General features: G+C 64.7%; 17 protein-coding genes. 9 read left to right on the top strand and 8 right to left on the bottom strand.

What is annotated here, in order from left to right:
* Nucleotides 1-240: 240 nt before the first annotated feature.
* Entirely contained in the window at nt 241-1,491 is a 1,251-nt protein-coding gene (locus F7D09_RS00095) for a carboxylate--amine ligase (RefSeq protein WP_152233416.1), read from the bottom strand.
* 176 nt (nt 1,492-1,667) lie between these two features.
* On the opposite strand from F7D09_RS00095, the gene F7D09_RS00100 reads away from it, so the two are divergent.
* Nucleotides 1,668-2,909, top strand: coding sequence for a DegT/DnrJ/EryC1/StrS family aminotransferase (locus F7D09_RS00100; RefSeq protein ID WP_152233417.1), 1,242 nt, complete (start codon nt 1,668-1,670; stop codon nt 2,907-2,909).
* A 430-nt stretch (nt 2,910-3,339) separates the two neighbouring features.
* Here the strand turns inward: F7D09_RS00100 and F7D09_RS00105 are convergent, their stop codons facing one another.
* Both F7D09_RS00105 and F7D09_RS00110 read right to left on the bottom strand, forming a co-directional pair.
* The gene (locus tag F7D09_RS00105; RefSeq protein WP_152233418.1) at nt 3,340-4,338 is read right to left on the bottom strand and encodes a lipid II:glycine glycyltransferase FemX; all 999 of its coding nucleotides are present in this window, start codon (nt 4,336-4,338) and stop codon (nt 3,340-3,342) included.
* A gap of 53 nt (nt 4,339-4,391) precedes the next feature.
* Entirely contained in the window at nt 4,392-5,948 is a 1,557-nt protein-coding gene (locus F7D09_RS00110; protein WP_152233419.1) for a UDP-N-acetylmuramoyl-L-alanyl-D-glutamate--2,6-diaminopimelate ligase, read from the bottom strand.
* 154 nt (nt 5,949-6,102) lie between these two features.
* Between F7D09_RS00110 and F7D09_RS00115 the strand changes: the two genes are divergently transcribed.
* Nucleotides 6,103-6,855, top strand: a complete 753-nt coding sequence (locus F7D09_RS00115) for a sigma-70 family RNA polymerase sigma factor (protein ID WP_193312237.1) — start codon at nt 6,103-6,105, stop codon at nt 6,853-6,855.
* 146 nt (nt 6,856-7,001) lie between these two features.
* Nucleotides 7,002-7,286, top strand: a complete 285-nt coding sequence (locus F7D09_RS11010) for a hypothetical protein (protein ID WP_376863649.1) — start codon at nt 7,002-7,004, stop codon at nt 7,284-7,286.
* A 98-nt stretch (nt 7,287-7,384) separates the two neighbouring features.
* Here the strand turns inward: F7D09_RS11010 and F7D09_RS11585 are convergent, their stop codons facing one another.
* From F7D09_RS11585 to F7D09_RS00125, 3 genes are all read right to left on the bottom strand, one after another.
* On the bottom strand, nt 7,385-7,519 hold the full coding sequence (locus F7D09_RS11585) for a hypothetical protein (RefSeq protein WP_264371955.1): 135 nt from the start codon (nt 7,517-7,519) through the stop codon (nt 7,385-7,387).
* A gap of 50 nt (nt 7,520-7,569) precedes the next feature.
* A complete protein-coding gene (locus tag F7D09_RS11700; protein ID WP_003817083.1) occupies nt 7,570-7,644 on the bottom strand; it encodes a 50S ribosomal protein bL37 in 75 nt (24 codons plus the stop codon).
* Nucleotides 7,645-7,725: 81 nt separating this feature from the next.
* A complete protein-coding gene (locus tag F7D09_RS00125; protein ID WP_152233420.1) occupies nt 7,726-8,682 on the bottom strand; it encodes an aldose 1-epimerase family protein in 957 nt (318 codons plus the stop codon).
* 236 nt (nt 8,683-8,918) lie between these two features.
* Here F7D09_RS00125 and F7D09_RS00130 point away from each other — a divergent pair, with 236 nt between their 5' ends.
* Entirely contained in the window at nt 8,919-9,914 is a 996-nt protein-coding gene (locus tag F7D09_RS00130; protein ID WP_264371956.1) for a 4-hydroxy-3-methylbut-2-enyl diphosphate reductase, read from the top strand.
* 321 nt (nt 9,915-10,235) lie between these two features.
* Nucleotides 10,236-10,745: a Cys-tRNA(Pro) deacylase gene (gene ybaK / locus F7D09_RS00135; RefSeq protein WP_152233422.1), complete on the top strand. Its 510-nt coding sequence runs from the start codon at nt 10,236-10,238 to the stop codon at nt 10,743-10,745.
* Between the two features lie 258 nt (nt 10,746-11,003).
* Here ybaK and gap read toward each other — a convergent pair whose 3' ends face one another.
* Both gap and F7D09_RS00145 read right to left on the bottom strand, forming a co-directional pair.
* A complete protein-coding gene (gene gap, locus F7D09_RS00140; RefSeq protein WP_152233423.1) occupies nt 11,004-12,059 on the bottom strand; it encodes a type I glyceraldehyde-3-phosphate dehydrogenase in 1,056 nt (351 codons plus the stop codon).
* 145 nt (nt 12,060-12,204) lie between these two features.
* Nucleotides 12,205-12,987 (bottom strand): thiamine diphosphokinase, encoded by a 783-nt coding sequence (locus F7D09_RS00145; RefSeq protein WP_152233535.1) that lies wholly within the window; start codon nt 12,985-12,987, stop codon nt 12,205-12,207.
* Between the two features lie 168 nt (nt 12,988-13,155).
* On the opposite strand from F7D09_RS00145, the gene F7D09_RS00150 reads away from it, so the two are divergent.
* From F7D09_RS00150 to rplT, 4 genes are all read left to right on the top strand, one after another.
* Complete coding sequence (locus F7D09_RS00150; protein WP_226835780.1) at nt 13,156-14,829, top strand: spermidine synthase; 1,674 nt, start codon at nt 13,156-13,158, stop codon at nt 14,827-14,829.
* A gap of 379 nt (nt 14,830-15,208) precedes the next feature.
* Nucleotides 15,209-15,913: a translation initiation factor IF-3 gene (gene infC / locus F7D09_RS00155; protein WP_152233424.1), complete on the top strand. Its 705-nt coding sequence runs from the start codon at nt 15,209-15,211 to the stop codon at nt 15,911-15,913.
* Nucleotides 15,914-15,931: 18 nt separating this feature from the next.
* On the top strand, nt 15,932-16,126 hold the full coding sequence (gene rpmI, locus F7D09_RS00160) for a 50S ribosomal protein L35 (RefSeq protein WP_152233425.1): 195 nt from the start codon (nt 15,932-15,934) through the stop codon (nt 16,124-16,126).
* A gap of 52 nt (nt 16,127-16,178) precedes the next feature.
* Nucleotides 16,179-16,562 carry a 50S ribosomal protein L20 gene (rplT, locus tag F7D09_RS00165; RefSeq protein WP_152233426.1) on the top strand — a complete coding sequence of 128 codons (384 nt, stop codon included), beginning with the start codon at nt 16,179-16,181 and terminating at the stop codon, nt 16,560-16,562.
* Nucleotides 16,563-16,605: the final 43 nt, after the last annotated feature.

Consider the following 16,605-nt stretch of genomic DNA (forward strand, 5'->3'; position numbering starts at 1 on the left):
GTTGCGTACTGCAGCGTCGGCTCTCGCCACCCCCTCGGTGGAGGGAGCCGACTGAGGGAGCGTCGCCCGCAGTCATAGCGAACCGTGCTGATACATGCGCCACGGGTACGGTCGGTCGATGGGACGTCGGCCCGCACCTTGGCCCCCTCGGTGGAGGGGGCTGTCGGCGAAGCCGACTGGGGGAGCGCCGCCCGCCGGATATTGGAATGACGCTGATGTGGACGTGCCCCACGTCTCGCGCTAGAAGCCGGTGTTGGTCGGCTTCGGGTAATACTCGCCGAACTTGCGGTACTGGTTGAGCTCCGACTCGGTCAGATGCAGCCAGCGTTTGAAGCCGCCGTCCTTCGGATTGCGCTGCGGACTGATGCGCCCCGCCTTCTGCAGGCGCTTCACCTGCGCCAGCAGCTTCGCGTCGGTCACATAGCGGCGCAGCAGGCGGTCGGGGATGATCGAGTACAGCACCTCGCCGCCTGCCACGCGCGGGGCCATCGGATGCCCGTCGATCACGTCGGAGACGAGCACCTCCATCGGGTTGACGCCGGCGCCCGCCACGTAGAAGCTGTTGCGGCCGATGCGCGGGTTCACCTCAAGGAAGTAGAAGCGTCCGGTCTTCGGGTCGCGCTTGACGTCGAAGTTCGCGAAACCGCGGTACGGCATCGACTCGAGGAACCGCTTCGCCGGGGCGAGGATCTCATCGATCGGCTCGGTGACCATCGCGCACGGATTGCCGAGCGTCGCCGGATGATGCTCCTCGAGCAGCACGTGCGCCGAGCACAGCAGCGACACGGTGCCGGTCGTGTCCACGTAGGCGGTCACCGAATACATGCCGGTGTCGTCGCCCTCCACCAGCTCCTGCGCCACGAACGTGCCGCGGAAGCCGGCCTTCGCCAGCGTCGCCCACAGTTGCTGCAGCTGTTCGTCCGTGTCGATGCGGTACACCTTCTGCCGCCCCTCGAACATGAGGTTCTCATACTGCGAGCTGTCGGCCGGCTTGGCCACCACGGGGAACGTGAGGTTCGCCGGGGTCGGCTGCGGGGTCCAGCCGGGGGTGCCCGCCTGCGAGAAGTCCTCGTAGAATGATGTCGGCACGGGCATGCCCTGCGCGGTGGCGAGCCGCTCGAACTCCTGCTTGTCGCTCACCTGCTCGATGACCTCGAGCGGCGGGATCGGCACGACATAGTAGCGTTCCAGCTCCGCCCGGTGAGACGCCAGCACATGGATGCGCCAGTCCGTGTTGGCGAGCAGCAGCAGCTTGCGCTGCGGGTTCTCGGACTTCAGCTTCTCGCCGAGCCTCAGCAGTTCGGCGACCAGTGGATCCTCCTCGTTGGCCTGCGCGAAGGGATGCCGGGTGAGGATGCGCGAGTCGCGGATGGCGTTCGGGTTGTAGGCGGTCACCATGATCGGCTTCACGTCGTAGGCGTCGTTGAGCTCCCTCGCCAGCGCGTACGCGCCAAGGTCGCCGCCGAGGATCACCGGTTGGAAAACAGTCATCGTGTCTCGCTCCTGCACTTCGTGTGTTCTGTTGCAATCGTCTGCCATTGTACCGGCATGGGGGATTGTTGCGGCGCGGCGTGCGGGGGTTGCGTGGCCGCGCGCGAGGGACGCGGTAGAGTGGTGGGGACGGCCAGTGGCGTGCGATGGGCGCACGTCGTGACGAAAGAGGATGTATGAGCGATCAGACAGTGGACAGCCGGGCTGCGGACGGTCAGGCTGCACAGCCCAGCGGATTCGGTGAGTTGCGCGGCGTGTTGGCGGAGCGCACCGGCACCCGCCCCCAGGACTGGTATCCGGTGTTCAAGGCCCGGTACGGCATGCAGGTGGCGTTCGACGCGCTGCGTGAGTCCCGCGGCGCCGGCTCCGTGCTCACCCAGCTGTTCACCTGCTGCACGGCGGTCGACCCGATCGTCGTCGCACGGCTCACCCCCCGGTACGTCGATGTGGACGCCGACACGATGAGCCTGGATGCGGACAAGGCCGGAGCCATGCGTCTGGAGCCGGACGAGCAGGTGCATGCGGTGATGCTGCAGCACACGTTCGGCGTCATCGACGAGGCGTCGGCGGGACGGACCGCCGAACTCGCCCGAGACATGGGCGCGCTGCTCGTCGAGGATTGCGCGCACTGCGTCGCCCGGATGGCCTGCGACGGGCAGGGCGAGCCGCTCGCGGACGTCTCCGTGCACTCGTTCGGCGTGGAGAAGATGCTGCCCACGCGGTTCGGCGGCGCGATCTGGGTCAATCCGCGGCTGCACGGCGACGATCCGGCCCTTGACGCGGCGTTGCGCGGCCGGCTCACCGCCCTGCCGCAGCCGTCGAAGCATCTCGACACGGTCACGAAGCTGTACATCAACGAGAATCGCGTGCTCTCCCGGCTGGGCGGTCTGGGCGGCAGCCTGCGCGCACGTCTGACTGGTGCCGGCTGGTACGAGCCGCCGATCGCCGACGTGGAGCGTGCGGGCGGCCTCGCCTACGAGCCGATGACCGTGACCGCGTGGATCGCCGCGCAGGCGACCGCCGGACTGCGCGGACTCGACGCCAACGAGAACGCGCGGCGAACGGTGGTGACACTGTACCGTGACGCGTTGCGCGGCTGCAACGGCATCACCATCCCCGGCGCGGTGCTTGACGGCGACGCGCAGCCGCTGCTGCGGTTCCCCCTGTTCGCCGACGACACGGCCGCCGCGGAGCGTATCATCGCCGCGGCTCGGGCGGCAGGCGGATACGCCGAACGCTGGTACCGGCCGGAGCTGTTCCCCGGCGTCAGCGACGAGGCCGCCTACGGCCTGGACCGGCTCGACCGTGCCACGGTGACGGTCAGCGACCGGCTGTCGTCGACCGCGGTGTGCCTGCCCACCGAACTGTCGGAATCCCGCGTCCACGACGTCATCGCCGCGGTCCTCCAGTCGCTCTGAGCTTGGCCGCAAGACAGGTCTCGCTTCCCCTTGCCTTTCAGCGGAGGGCCGGGCGTTACCATGCGTCTGCTCCGAGTACGGTCGGTTGATTCTTCTCAACGAACCGTACCCGAAACGGGCTGTTCGAGTACGGTTCGTCGAGTATTTATGACCGACCGTACTCGGACGTGCACCTACGAGTACGGTCCGTTGGAAACAGCTGACCGACCGTACTCGGACGTGCACCTATGAGTACGGTCGGTCATGGATTATCGACGGAACGTACTCCGGCGTGTGTCTACGAGTACGGTCGGTCAGCTATTCTCAGCGAAAACATACTCGTGCGGTCTGGTACTGAAAACGTGTCGGGGCCCTGCCGAATCAATCGACAGGGCCCCGACACGATATCGTCCGCTACGACGGGCGCAATTCCGAAGAATCCTGGCGGACGCTACTTCTTCAGTCCGTCCTTGACCGACTTGGCGAGCTTGAGCGTGCTGTAGAACGCCTTCTTGATCGGCACGTCACGGCCGGCTGCCACCGGCGTGACCTCCTCGGTGAACTTGCACTTGAACTCGTTGAGGCCCTTGAGGCTTGGCGCGAAGTCGGAGCCGATGCCCATGAGGTCGTATTCGGTGATGCCCTGCGCGCCCAGCATGCAGCACTCGTTGTACAGCAGCTTGTCGGTCACGTGCAGGCGCATCACCTCGTTGCGCATGCCGGCGTAGTAGCGCACCGCGTGCGTGCCGTTGACCGTCACGATCGACCATGCCACGACACGCCCGTCGATGCGCGCGGCGAACACGCGGCAATGGTCGGCGCCCAGCGCGGAGATCATGTCCGAGTAGTCGGTGATCGGCGCCGGAGTGAAGCCGTCGCGCTCGCCGGTCTCCACCATCACGTCGTAGTATTCGGCGAAGTCGGCGATCGCCTTGTCGGTCTCGTCCGCGCATTCGGCCGGGCATTCGCGCAGCGACTTGCGCACGTCGCGGCGTCCGCGACGCTTCATACGGCTCAGAATCGCGTCGTCGCCGCCGGTCACGTCGATGACGACCGTCTGGTCGTACGGCACGGTCGACAGGACCGGAACCGTGCCGTCCTCGAACCATGTGTCGATGCGGATGAACGCGACATGCTTGTCGGCGCGCTTGACCTCCGCGGCGATCGCCTCGACGGTCTCGCGTTCGAGCGCCTCGTCCGGCTTGGCGATCCAGGTCGGCCCGTGCAGGGAACGCAGGTAATGGTAACCGTGCGTCTCCATGTCGATGAACGCGATGAACGCCACGGTCTGGCCGTCGCGCAGGATGAGGTACACGCCCCACGGCGTGCGGCCGGGGATTTCAGCCTGGTATTTCGCCCAGATTTCGGTCTGCTCGATGGGCAGCGTCACGCCGGCCTCGCTCGCGGCCTGCTCCATGGTGGTGTAATCGGTCTTCTGCAGCGTGATCATCGTTCTTCTGTTTCCTCCATACGAATCATCGTGCTCTGTGGTGGCCCGTCCGTTCAGGCGAACATACGCTCGACGACATGATCGTCGCCCTCGAACGGCACATGCTTGTTGCGGTCCTTGATCCAGCGTTCGTTGCCCTTGCCGATGATGAGCAGGACGTTGAACCGGTCCTTGTGCGCACGGGCGTCGTAGATCGCGTTCATGATGGCGGTCGAACGGTCGGAGATCACCGTGGAGGTGACGGCGTCGTTCGTGATGTACCCCTGCATCTCCATGCAGATGTCGATGAACGGTTCGGTGTCCGTGTCCTCCGCGGTGAAGATGAAGTTCGCGATGCGGTTTTGCGCGGCTTCGACGATCTCCTTGCGCCGGTCGTACGCCTTGTTGCCGGCCGATCCGGTGACCAGTGTGATGCGCGGGTCGCGCGAGCCGAACCGCTCGTCGACGAAATCGAGCAGCGCGGTGACCGACGCGTAGTTGTGCGCGTAGTCGACGATGGCGATGGTGTCGGACTGCGGGTCGTGGAACTGCTCCATGCGGCCGGCGATGCGCACCGGCTCCATGGCCTGAAGGACCTTCGCGTCCGTGACGTCGACGCCTGCGGCCTGCGCGATGGCGAGCGCCGCGGCGGCGTTCGCATAGTTGAAGTCGCCGTCCAGAGACAGCGAGAGCGTGCCGAGGGCGGCGCCTTCAGCGGTCATCCGGTAGGCGCTGTGGTCGGCGCTCGCCCGGGTCGCGACGAGGTCGGCCGACTGTGCGGCCGTCTCGTCGGCGCCGTCGTTGCGCAGCGCGAACGTCGTCACCGGGACCTCGGCGGCAGCCGCGTCCTGACGGATCAGGTCGGCGTGCGCGCAGTCGGCGCCGAGCACCAGGCGGCGGCTGTTGCGCACGATCTGCCGCTTGCAGTACAGGTAATCCTCGAACGTGGGGTGTTCGATGGGGCTGATGTGGTCGGGGGAGATGTTGAGGAAGGCGCCGACGTCGAAGGTCAGGCCGTAGACGCGCTCCACCTTGTACGCCTGCGAGGAGACCTCCATGACCAGGTACTTCATGCCGTTGTCCGCCGCCTCGCGCATCATGCGGAACGCGTCCATCGACTCGGGCGTGGTCAGGTCGGATTCGACGTACGTGTGCCCGTCAAGGCAGTTGTCGACCGACGAGAACAGCGCGCACTTGCCGTCCGACGCCGCATTGAGGATCGCCTGCGTGAAATACGCGGTCGTGGTCTTGCCCTTCGTGCCGGTGATGCCGATGACGGTCAGCTCGTCCTGCGGCCTGCCGTAGAACTCGGCGGACAGCAGGCTCATCGCCCGGCGCACGTCATTGACGATCAGGCCGACGGCCTTCGTCTCGGCGGAGAAATCGGTCTCGGCCACATACGCGGCCAGTCCCTGACCGTCGATGCCGTGCAGGTACTCGGCCTTGAACCGGCCCTTGCAGCACAGCAGCGCCCCCTCGGTCACCTTGCGCGTGTCATAGGTGATCGAAGAGCATTCGATATCGTCACCGAGCCCGCTCGGGTCGAGCGTCCACACGCCGTCGCGGATGATTTCGCGGAGCAGGCCGTGCCTGGTGAGCAGTCGGGCCGCCGACGCCAACGTAATCGTCATACCACACCTTTCCTCAAGTAGTCGGTGCCATTGTACAAGCAGCGCCGTCTTAGGGAAGATATCTACCGCTTTTTCTGCATGGTCCGTCACAAATGCCATACACGCGCCACCTCTTGCGACCGAAAGACGACATGGCCGGCCGCACGCCGATACAATGGTCGATGTGAACGACGAGACGCACACGACGGAAACGACGGCACAGAAACGGGCCCGGTTCGAGCAGCTCGCCATGCCGGCGGTCAACGCGCTCTACCGGCAGGCCATGAAACTCACCAACAACCCCGACGACGCGCAGGACCTGGTGCAGGACACGTTCGAACGCGGATTCAAATCATTCGACAGCTTCGAGCAGGGGTCGAACTTCGAGGCGTGGATGACCACCATCGAACGCAACGCCTACTTCAACCAGTACGCGAAGGCGAAACGGCGCCCGCAACGCGCCAACGCCTCGACCGGCGAATACGACGACTGGGACCTCTACGAGGCGTCCGAGCATTCGCCGGACGCGCCAAAATCCGCGGAGGACGAGTACCTCGACACGTTCGCGCCGCAGGAGATCATGGCGGCGCTTGCCAAACTGTCGCCCGAGCGGCGTCAGGTGTTCATCGACGCCGCCATCGACGGCAAGTCGTACCAGCAGGTCGCCGACGAGCAGGGCGTGAAGATCGGCACGGTGATGAGCCGGCTCAACCGCGCCCGCACCCAGCTCAAACGCGAGCTCGCCTCATACGCGCGCGAGCACGGGTACATCGATGGCCGCAGCCGAGCCTCACGGAAGGGCGATGAGACGGAGAACGCAGCGCCTGCTTCACGACGGCGTTCACCGTCCGCGAACCGGCGGCCGGCGGCGGGCCATAATGGAGGAGGAAGGCCGGATAGCGGCCTGACCGGAAAGGAGCGATCATGAGCGAGCCGATGCGACCGATGCTGCGGCACGGTCATGTCTCCGTGACCCACATCACGCAGGATGGGACGACGCACACCGAAGTGCACGTCAGCGAGGTGTCCTACGCATCCGGAGCCGTGGGTGACGTTGTTGAGAATCGCGTCGTTGTGGGTGGCGCTGTTGAGAATCACGTCGTCGTGGGTGGCGCTGTTGTGGATGGCGCTGTTGATAGTGGTGCCGTCGAAGACGCCGTTGCTGATGATGACGCAATGGCCGGCGGCGCTGACGTTGACGGGGAGTGTTTCAACCCGGAGACGTGCTGCGACGCGCGGGAGAGAGCGATGATCACGATGCTGCGCGCCTACCTGCGCCCCGAGGCTGCACCCGAATGCCTGCTTACCCGGCTGCGGGCCACCTTGGACCGATGCTGCTGCGACGACGATCAGCGGTGACGCGACGACGGTCGACAATGACGGCCGTCGCGCTGCTCGCCCGGGCACGGTGACACTACTCTGAAACCCCAGTGTTTTCAAGGGTTTCCGGCGTGCCGTCACGATGCAAGGGCGAGCAGCGTGACGTGATTGACGTTGACGCGGTTGACATTGACGTTGACGTGGATGCGGCCGATGTCACGATGCTGCGGAATGCAAAAAGACCTGTGACGCTGGAATGAACCCTGCGTCACAGGTCTTTGTTGTTCGTCACCGGTACGTCATGCGACGTGCCGGGCAAGAATCAGGCGTTCGGCCTCTTGCCGTGATTGGCGGCCTTCTTACGACGATCCTTGCGCTTGCGTCCGCGCATGCCCATGATGGACTCCTTTACTACGATTAATAAGCCTTGGAAATTATCACATACGGTACGGACGACGACGGAACGGGTGTCGGAACGTCAGCGGACGGATACCTCGTAGCGCACCACGGTCGTCACGCTGGTGCCCGGCTCGATGACCGTCAGATGGTCGCCGCTGCGGAAGGCGTTCGCCGGAGCGGTCATCGGCTCCACCGCGATGCCGTTCGGATGCTGGTCGAACGGCGCGCCGGTGGCCGTGTAGCACTGCCAGGCGTTGATGGTCCTGTCGCCGACCAGCCTGACCTCAAGACCATCCGGACGGGAGAACACCGTCGTCGTCGTGCCGTCCGCAGCACGATGCACGTCCACCCATGCGTCGTCGAACGAACGGCCATCCAGCACCGGGCCCTCACGCAGGTCGAACGCGGTGCCGTCGACCGGCTCCGTCCCGTTCGGCACCAGGCCGGCGTCGACCGTCACATGCGTGTCCGCGTCGATCTTCAGCCGGCAGCGCGCGGAATCGGCGTCGCGCTCGGCACTGGTCGCGCCGCTGCGGCCGTTCGACAGCCACGGATGCAGGCCGAGCGCCCACGGAGCCGGCTCGTCGCCGTCGTTGCGCGCGGTGACGGTGGCCGTCAGCCCCTGCTCGCCCAGCTCGTAGGTGGCGCTGACCGTCACGTCGAACGGGTACCCGTCAAGGTTCGGGAACCGCAGCGACTGGGTGACGCCGTTCTCGGTGAGCGACTCCAGACGCCACATGTACTGGTAGGCGTAGCCATGGTTGGCGTTGTTGCGCGGCGACGGATGGTATTCGTTCACCGGGGCGCAATAGTGCTTGCCATTGAAATCGTATTCGCCGTCCTTGATGCGGTTCGGCCACGGGGCGAGGATGTAGCCGCAGCAGGTCGGGGTCAGGTCGTCCGGCCCGTAGCTGCAGAACACCTCCTTGTCGCCGTAGTCGAAGCGGCGCACTTTCGCGCCGAGCTCGCAGATCACGGCGGAGAAGTCGCCGTAATGAATCGAATACTGGTTTCCTGTACGTGGTGTGGTACCCATGTTTGCGCTCCCTGATCGACGGTGATGGCATCGCCTGACGATGTTATCGTCACCATCGTAATGCTCCCGCCGGTGTTTTGCACGTTTGCAGCCGCATGTCGCGATACGTCGGACCGCGCGGGTGTCGCGGTGTGGCTGATACCCTTGGATGCGGATTTCGATTCGGATGTTCGATCCGGGACGCGGCGGCGGTCACTATCGTGACGGCCGCTGTCGCGACCCGGCTGAACGAGGAGATGACTATGGGCAAGCGCATCGTACTGGCCGACCCCCGAGGATTCTGCGCCGGCGTCGACCGGGCGATCCTCACCGTGCAGACCATTCTCAAGGCGTCGGGTGGTCCGCGCAAGGACGGACTGCCGCCGGTGTACGTGCGTCGCCAGATCGTGCACAACCGGCACGTCGTCGACGATCTGGCCGCGCAGGGGGCGGTGTTCGTGCAGGAGCTGTCCGAGGTTCCCGACGCGGCCGCGGCTGCCGGCATCCCCATCGTCTTTTCAGCCCACGGCGTAACGCCGGGCGTCAAGGCCGAGGCGGCGGCACGCGGCATGCATGTCGTCGACGCCACATGCCCGCTGGTGAGCAAGGTGCACCGTGAGGTGCTCCGGTTTGTGCGCGAAGGCTACGAGATCATCTACATCGGGCACCGCGGCCATGACGAGGCGGTCGGCGTGGTGGGGGAGAGCCCCGAGCATGTACATCTCATCGAGCATGCGGCGGACGTCGAATCACTGGACTTCCGGCCCGACCAGCCGCTGGTGCTCCTGACCCAGACCACGCTGAGCATCGACGAGACGGCGGGGACCATCGCCGCGCTCAAGGCCCGATTTCCGTGGCTCAAGGAGCCGCCGAGCTCCGACATCTGCTACGCCACATCCAACCGTCAGGCGGCGGTCAAGCTCATTGCGCAGCAGTCCGATTGCGTGGTGATCGTGGGGTCGGCGAACTCGTCGAATTCGGTGCGGCTCATGGAGGTCGCCCAGGAGGCTTTGGGCGATCGCGGGCTTGCCCACCGGGTGGATGACGCCGGCGAAATGGACCCGACATGGTTCGACGGGGTTGATGCGGTCGGCGTGTCGTCCGGCGCGTCCGTGCCCGACGAGCTGGTCGCCGGCGTGATCGAGGCGCTGCGCGGACGCGGCTTCACCGAAGTCTCCACCGTGGAGACCATCAAGGAGAACATGCATTTCGTACTGCCGTCGGAGCTGCGCCGGCAACCTTCGCGGGCGTAGTAGTCGCTTCGCCGTGTTTTCGTGGAGCCACCCCCAGTCAGCTTCGCTGACAGCCCCCGCCAGCGGGGGCGGACGAGCGACTTGCGCCGGCGACGCCGACCCTTTTCCCGGCCCCTCGGCGGCAGAGGCTGGCGACGTGATGATGGGGCCCGTAAGGGGCGAATCCCTCGGCCCCCTCGGTGGCGGGGGCTGGCACGGCTGCAAGCCGTGACTGGGGGAGCGTCACCCGCGACGAGCAATCAACATGCCTTGCAGCGTGCCTTGTCGCCGACCTTGATCCTCATCCGCACGAATCCGCGTTGAATGGTTAGGATGGTGCGTATGGCGAAGAAATCGAAACATGAGAAGGGCGCCGGTTCCACTCCGGCGACCGTGCAGTTGGAAAAGGCCGGCGTGCCGTTCAAGACTTACGAATACGAGCATTCGAACGATCACATGGATGACGGATATGGTGTGGAGGCCGCGAAAAAGCTCGGCTTCGATGAGCATCAGGTGTTCAAGACCCTGATGGCCGACACCGGCTCCGAACGTGTGGTGGGCGTGGTCCCCGTCAGTGGGCACATGGATTTGAAGGCGCTGGCCGCCGCCGTCGGCGCCAAGAAGGCGGCGATGGCGGATCCGAAGGTCGCCATGCGCGAATCCGGCTATGTGGTCGGCGGTATTTCGCCGCTCGGCCAGCGTACGCGGCATAAGACCGTGCTCGACCAGAGCGCGATGCAGTTCGATGAGATCCTGCTCTCAGGCGGCAAGCGCGGCTTCTCGATCGGCATCGACCCGCATGACCTGCTGAAGGTGCTTGACGCCGTCGCCGCTCCCATCGGCACCTGGTGACAGCGGTTTCTCCCTTCCCCTCTGTTTGCCGCATCCTTTGTGTGTTGTCACAGCGGGTAGCTACCCGCTGTGACAACACACAAAGGATTGTAATAGGGAAGAAGAGAGAGAAGGAAGCTCACGGCGTGCGCCGGGCGTTGTGATGCTGATACAGTGCGGCATATGAAAAGAGGCCTTGCAGCGAGTGAACGCTGCAAGGCCTCTTATCGATTCGTCACGAATCCGTGATGCATCCTATGCGGCTGTGGCCGCGGGGACTCACTCGGAGATCTCGGCGAAGTACAGCAGGGTACGGATCATGTTGGAGGTGAAGCCGTACTCGTTGTCGTAGAAGGAGACCGTGCGGGCCATGGTCACACCGTCCACGGTGTTGACGTCGGTCTGCGTCGGGTCGAACACGCCACCGTGGGTGTCGCCGATGATGTCGGAGGACACGATGCCGTCTTCGTTGTAGCCGTAGTAATCGGTGTTGGAGAAGGCCTCCTTGAAGGCGGCGTTGATCTCGTCGACCGTGGTCTCCTTGTTCAGGACGGTGGTCAGCTCGGTGATGGAGCCGTCCGGAACCTGGACGCGCTGGGCGTGGCCCTGCAGCTTGCCGTTGACCTCAGGAACGACCTTGCCGATGGCCTTGGCGGCGCCGGTGGAGTGAGGAATGGTGTTGATCGCGGCGGCGCGGTTGTTGCGAGCCTTCGGGAAGCGCGGGCCGTCGAGGATCATCTGGGTGCCGGTGTAGGCGTGCACGGTGGTCATGAAGCCGACCTTGATGCCGAACTTCTCGTTCAGCAGCTTGACCATGGCGGCCATGGAGTTGGTGGTGCAGGAGCCGGCGGACACGATGTTGTCGGTCGGCTTCAGGATGGTGTGGTTCACGCCGTACACAACGGTCGGGGTGGTGTCGTCCTTGGCCGGGGCGGAGATCAGGACCTTCTTGGCGCCGGCGTTCAGGTGAGCCTGGGACTTGGCGGCGGAGGTGTAGAAGCCGGTGCACTCGAGGACGAACTCGACGCCATCGTTCTTGACCCACGGGATGTTGTTGGCGTCCTTCTCGGCGTAGACCTTGTAGGACTTGCCGTCGACGACGATGGAGTCCTCGGTGGAGGTGACCTCGACCGGGGTGCCGTCATCGTGGCGGAAGGTGCCGTGGGTGCTGTCGTACTTCAGCAGGTAGGCCAGCATGGACGGGGTGGTCAGATCGTTGATTGCAGCGACCTCGATGTCACCGGCCTGGCCGCCACGAGCCTGGAGCTCGAAGATGCGGCGGAAGGCGAGACGACCGATACGACCAAAGCCGTTGATACCAATCTTAACTGTCATGTGTTCTCCCTTGTGGGTAGATCGCGGGTGGCTGGCACTCGCGACCGCATTTTGCCAACATCACCTACTGTAATGCGCCGTCTGTACTAGAGCAACGGTTCCGGTGTCGCTTTGGGCATAATATGGACGACATTCCCGTGAGCGCTCACAAGGGCGTTCGCAGTGCCGTTCCACCGGCCGCCGGACGTGCCAGCGCCGCCGAGACGGACATGTCGAGCTCGCCTAAACTCCCGGTGAATTCATGATGATGCGTCACCGACGGCAACGGAGATCCTGCCGGGAACGTGACGACCAGCGTGCCCCGCGCCACGTCGATCGACGCCTCCGCATGGTCGAGGAATTCGTTGCTCACCCCCTGCACGGCCGTGTTCGCGAGTTCGGCGTCATGCAGCACGTATTTCAATCCGCTGATGGTGACGCCCTCGGACCGGTCGCTCAACGAGAACACCGAGACCATGCTTCGCGGCGCGGCCGGATGGGCGGCGAACCGCAGCGAACCGTCATGGACCGCCGTGACGACATAGCCGTCCCCGTACAGGAAGCCCGTCCCTCCTTGCTCGGCCAGAAACCCCATAAGCCGTATGGACGCGATGGTGTGGTCGATCCTGCCGCCGAGCGCACCGTAGACATGGAACCTGCGCGCTCCCCGGTGCCAGCCGACCTTCAGCGCGCACAGCAGGTCCGGGTCGTCCTTCTGCGCGGGCAGGCGGATCGCGCCGTCCCCGGGGTCCGCGTCACTGCTCACCGAATCGAAGTCGCCGATGACGAGATCCGCGTGTATGCCCAGCCTTCTCGCATGGTCAAGGCCGCCGTCCGCGGCGATGACCAGCGCTCCGGGCGCGGCTGACGGAGGGGTGGAGCCGTAGTATTCGCCCGCGGCGAGGATCGTGCATTCCTTGATCGTGCCGGCGGGCGTGGCGGCGCCCATCCTAGGGGATATATGGTCAGTCAACGTATGCTCCTTGCCGTGTCGCTGGAGTTGATTTGTGCCGGGGTACTGTTATGGTATTCAAACATATGTACTGATATCGGGGTGCGTGTCGGGCGATGGGGGTCCCGTTGCACCACGGCGGATCAAGGCAGGAAGGCGGTTCCCATGACCACAACCAAGGACGGCGCGGCCAAACGCCCGATACTGTCGTCGAAGCTGTTCCTCTATATCACCGAGTTCTTCTCCGGCATGGGCGTCATGGCCGCCGAGCTCGGCGCGTCGCGGCTGCTGGCGCCCTATTTCTCCAGCTCGCAGATCGTGTGGACCATCATCATCGGCACGATCATGATCGCCCTGGCGCTGGGTGCCGTGTTCGGAGGCCGCTGGGCGGACCGCGACCCTAATCCGGACCGGCTGTACCTGCGCATCCTGTTCGCCGCCGTGTGGATCGCGTTGATCCCGTTGGCCGGCAAATACGTGATCATCCTCATATCCGGTCTCTTGATCGTCACCGTATCCACGAACTTCCTCGTCATCGCCGCGTTCGTCAGCTGCATGATCATCTTCGTGCCGCCGCTGTTCCTGCTCGGCACCGTCACGCCGGGACTGAACAAATTCGCCACCGACTCGCTGGAGAACAACGCGTCCGTGGTGGGCAGGCTGTCCGCCTGCAACACGGTCGGCTCCATCCTGGGCACGTTCCTGCCGACATTCGTCACCATACCGGCCGTAGGCACCTTCGTCACGTTCCTGATATTCTCCGGACTGCTCCTGACGCTCGCGGTGGTGTACTTCCTCGCCTCGAAGGTGCGGCGCATCACCTGCGCGTTGTGCGCCGCGGTCTTCGCCGTCAGCGCCTGCCTGTCGCCGATGAGCGGATTCGCCTTCTGGGAGAACCGGTCGGTCGTCGTCTACGAGGGCGAGTCCATATACAACTATCTGCAGGTCAAGAACCTGCCGGACCGGACGATACTGTCCACCAACGTGCTGTTCGGCGTGCAGTCGGTCACCATGAAGCGCCCCGGGCTGACCGGCATGTACTACGACACGGCGCTCGCCGCCCCCGCGCTCGCCGACAAGGCCGGGTCGGCGCTGATCCTCGGCATGGGCACTGGAACCTACGCCCGGCAGCTGAGGCGGTTCTATCCACGCATGTCGGTGACCGGGGTCGAGATTGACGCGAAGATCACCGCGCTGGCCGGCCGGTACTTCGACGAGCCGGACGACATCCCCGTCAGCACCTATGACGGCCGGGCGTGGCTTGCCGCCTCGCACGACACCTACGACGTGATCATGGTCGACGCGTACCAGGACATCACCATCCCGTTCCAGATGAGTTCCGCGGAGTTCTTCCGCATGGTCAAACGCCATCTGAACCCGGGCGGGGTGATGGTGGTCAACATGAACATGATCTCCGACGGCGAGGGGTCGATCAACGAGGCGCTCACCGGCACGATCGCCTCGGTGTTCGGACCGCGCGCGCTGCTTGCCGCCGACGTGCCGGGCGCTACCAACCGCGAGCTGTTCGCCAAGAACGGGGAGGCCTCCGCATTGGACGGTCTGGGCGACCTAGGCTCGTATGCGGGCACCGGCAAGCTGCGGGACGCCTCCGACGAGAGAACGCAGGACGCGCAGCTCGGCTCGGCCATGGAGGACGTCGCGCAACGGCTTGAGCCGGTGACGTCCGATGCCGGGGCGACCGTGCTCACGGACGACAAGGCGCCGGTCGAAGTGCTCGGCATGCAGGCCATCGACCGGCTCATCGCCGAACAGGCGGGACCGTACCGCGAACTGCTGCGCAAGGAAGGCGTGTCGGGACTACTCAAATCCGTGCAGTAGCGTGCGCGTCCTGCACCCGGCGGAGCGAGGCACCGGCGCCGCAGCATCGGTATGTCGCAGTACCGGTACGTCGCGGCGCTGGCACATCGCCACGGCGGTATCGCCTTCGCGCCGACATCGCGCGACACGCCGATATCGCACCATGTGGTATTATCTACAAGGCTTGAGAAATCAAGAAAGCGGGTATGACCCCACCTGGAAGCCCATCATGGCTTCGGGTCCAAGGCTGACAGCCTGATTGTGCGTCGTCTCCGATAGAGACCGACGAACGCGCGAGGAACGTGACATCGCCATGTGATGGATCATCAGGGACGTTGCGTCATGCTGTCATTCAAGGATTCGAATCCGATGACCTCCCAGCGGGAATGCCCAGGGAACCATGAGGATTGGAGTCATCATTAGCGACGAACCACGTATCAATGACGAGATTCGCGTCTCGCAGGTACGCCTGATCGGCCCGAACGGCGAGCAGGTGGGAGTGATCGCGACCTCGGTCGCACTCAACCTTGCGAAGGAAGCGAACCTCGATCTCGTCGAGGTGGCGCCCAATGCGAAGCCTCCTGTCGCCAAGCTGATCGACTACGGCAAGTTCAAGTACAACGAGAAGATCAAGGCCCGCGAAGCCCGCCGTAACCAGAGCACCGCAGAAATCAAGGAGATTCGCTTCCGTCTGAAGATCGATGACCATGATTTCGAGGTGAAGAAGGGGCATGTCGTCCGCTTCCTCACCGGTGGGGATAAGGTCAAGGTCACCATCATGCTGCGCGGACGCGAGCAGTCCCGTCCCATCGGAGGCGTTGAGCTGCTGCAGCGTCTCGCCGCCGATGTGGAGGAGTACGGCACCGTCGAATCCCGTCCCAAGCAGGAGGGGCGCAACATCATCATGACGCTTGCCCCCAAGGGCAAGAAGGTGCACACCCAGTCGGAGCAGCGCCGTCGCGGCGACCAGTCGCGTGCGGAACGGCAGGCACGGCAGGCGGCACGACTCGCCGCCAAGCAGGAAGCGCTCAGTCAGGCCGCAGCCAGCGCCAAGGCTGCGGTGTCCGGCGCCGACAAGCACGACAAGACTTCCGAAACGAAGTAACCAACAAGGAGGGCAGCAATGCCGAAGATGAAAACCAATTCCGCTGCGAAGAAGCGTGTCCGCGTCACCGGTTCGGGCAAGCTCATGCACGCCGGCTCCGCCATGCGCCACAACCTGGAGCACAAGTCCGCTCGCAAGCGTCGCGCCCTGAAGGCCGACGGCGTGCTGGCCACCGCGCAGTCCAAGAACATGAAGCAGCTGCTGGGCCGCTGAGCACAGTCGACAGCATCACAGACGTCATACCAAGAAAGCTGAGGAATAGAATATGGCACGTGTCAAGCGCGCAGTGAACGCCCACAAGAAGCGTCGCGTCGTTCTCGAAAGGGCGTCCGGCTACCGCGGCCAGCGCTCCCGTCTGTACCGTAAGGCCAAGGAGCAGCTGCTGCACTCCTTTACCTACAACTTCCGCGACCGCAAGGCTCGCAAGGGCGACTTCCGCAAGCTGTGGATCCAGCGCATCAACGCCGCCGTCCGCGCTGAGGGCATCACCTACAACCGCTTCATCCAGGGCCTGCGTCTCGCCGGCATCGAGCTGGACCGCCGCGCCCTCGCCGAGCTGGCCGTCTCCGATCCGGAGACCTTCAAGGCCATCGTCGAGCAGGCCAAGGCCGCTCTGCCCGCTGACGTCAACGCCCCGGTCGAGGCGTGAGCCGTCCGTAGCGTATAAGACGCAACGATAAGGACCTCACCGT

The sequence above is a fragment of the Bifidobacterium leontopitheci genome (assembly GCF_009193355.1).
Taxonomy (GTDB): Bacteria; Actinomycetota; Actinomycetes; order Actinomycetales; family Bifidobacteriaceae; genus Bifidobacterium; species Bifidobacterium leontopitheci.

Bases quoted from the DNA above. Each gene is read 5' to 3' on its own strand.
- F7D09_RS00095 (WP_152233416.1), bottom strand. From the start codon at position 1,491: ATGACTGTTTTCCAACCGGTGATCCTCGGCGGCGACCTTGGCGCGTAC.
- F7D09_RS00100 (WP_152233417.1), top strand. From the start codon at position 1,668: ATGAGCGATCAGACAGTGGACAGCCGGGCTGCGGACGGTCAGGCTGCA.
- F7D09_RS00105 (WP_152233418.1), bottom strand. From the start codon at position 4,338: ATGATCACGCTGCAGAAGACCGATTACACCACCATGGAGCAGGCCGCG.
- F7D09_RS00110 (WP_152233419.1), bottom strand. From the start codon at position 5,948: ATGACGATTACGTTGGCGTCGGCGGCCCGACTGCTCACCAGGCACGGC.
- F7D09_RS00115 (WP_193312237.1), top strand. From the start codon at position 6,103: ATGGTCGATGTGAACGACGAGACGCACACGACGGAAACGACGGCACAG.
- F7D09_RS00125 (WP_152233420.1), bottom strand. From the start codon at position 8,682: ATGGGTACCACACCACGTACAGGAAACCAGTATTCGATTCATTACGGC.
- F7D09_RS00130 (WP_264371956.1), top strand. From the start codon at position 8,919: ATGACTATGGGCAAGCGCATCGTACTGGCCGACCCCCGAGGATTCTGC.
- ybaK (WP_152233422.1), top strand. From the start codon at position 10,236: ATGGCGAAGAAATCGAAACATGAGAAGGGCGCCGGTTCCACTCCGGCG.
- gap (WP_152233423.1), bottom strand. From the start codon at position 12,059: ATGACAGTTAAGATTGGTATCAACGGCTTTGGTCGTATCGGTCGTCTC.
- F7D09_RS00145 (WP_152233535.1), bottom strand. From the start codon at position 12,987: ATGGGCGCCGCCACGCCCGCCGGCACGATCAAGGAATGCACGATCCTC.
- F7D09_RS00150 (WP_226835780.1), top strand. From the start codon at position 13,156: ATGACCACAACCAAGGACGGCGCGGCCAAACGCCCGATACTGTCGTCG.
- infC (WP_152233424.1), top strand. From the start codon at position 15,209: ATGAGGATTGGAGTCATCATTAGCGACGAACCACGTATCAATGACGAG.
- rpmI (WP_152233425.1), top strand. From the start codon at position 15,932: ATGCCGAAGATGAAAACCAATTCCGCTGCGAAGAAGCGTGTCCGCGTC.
- rplT (WP_152233426.1), top strand. From the start codon at position 16,179: ATGGCACGTGTCAAGCGCGCAGTGAACGCCCACAAGAAGCGTCGCGTC.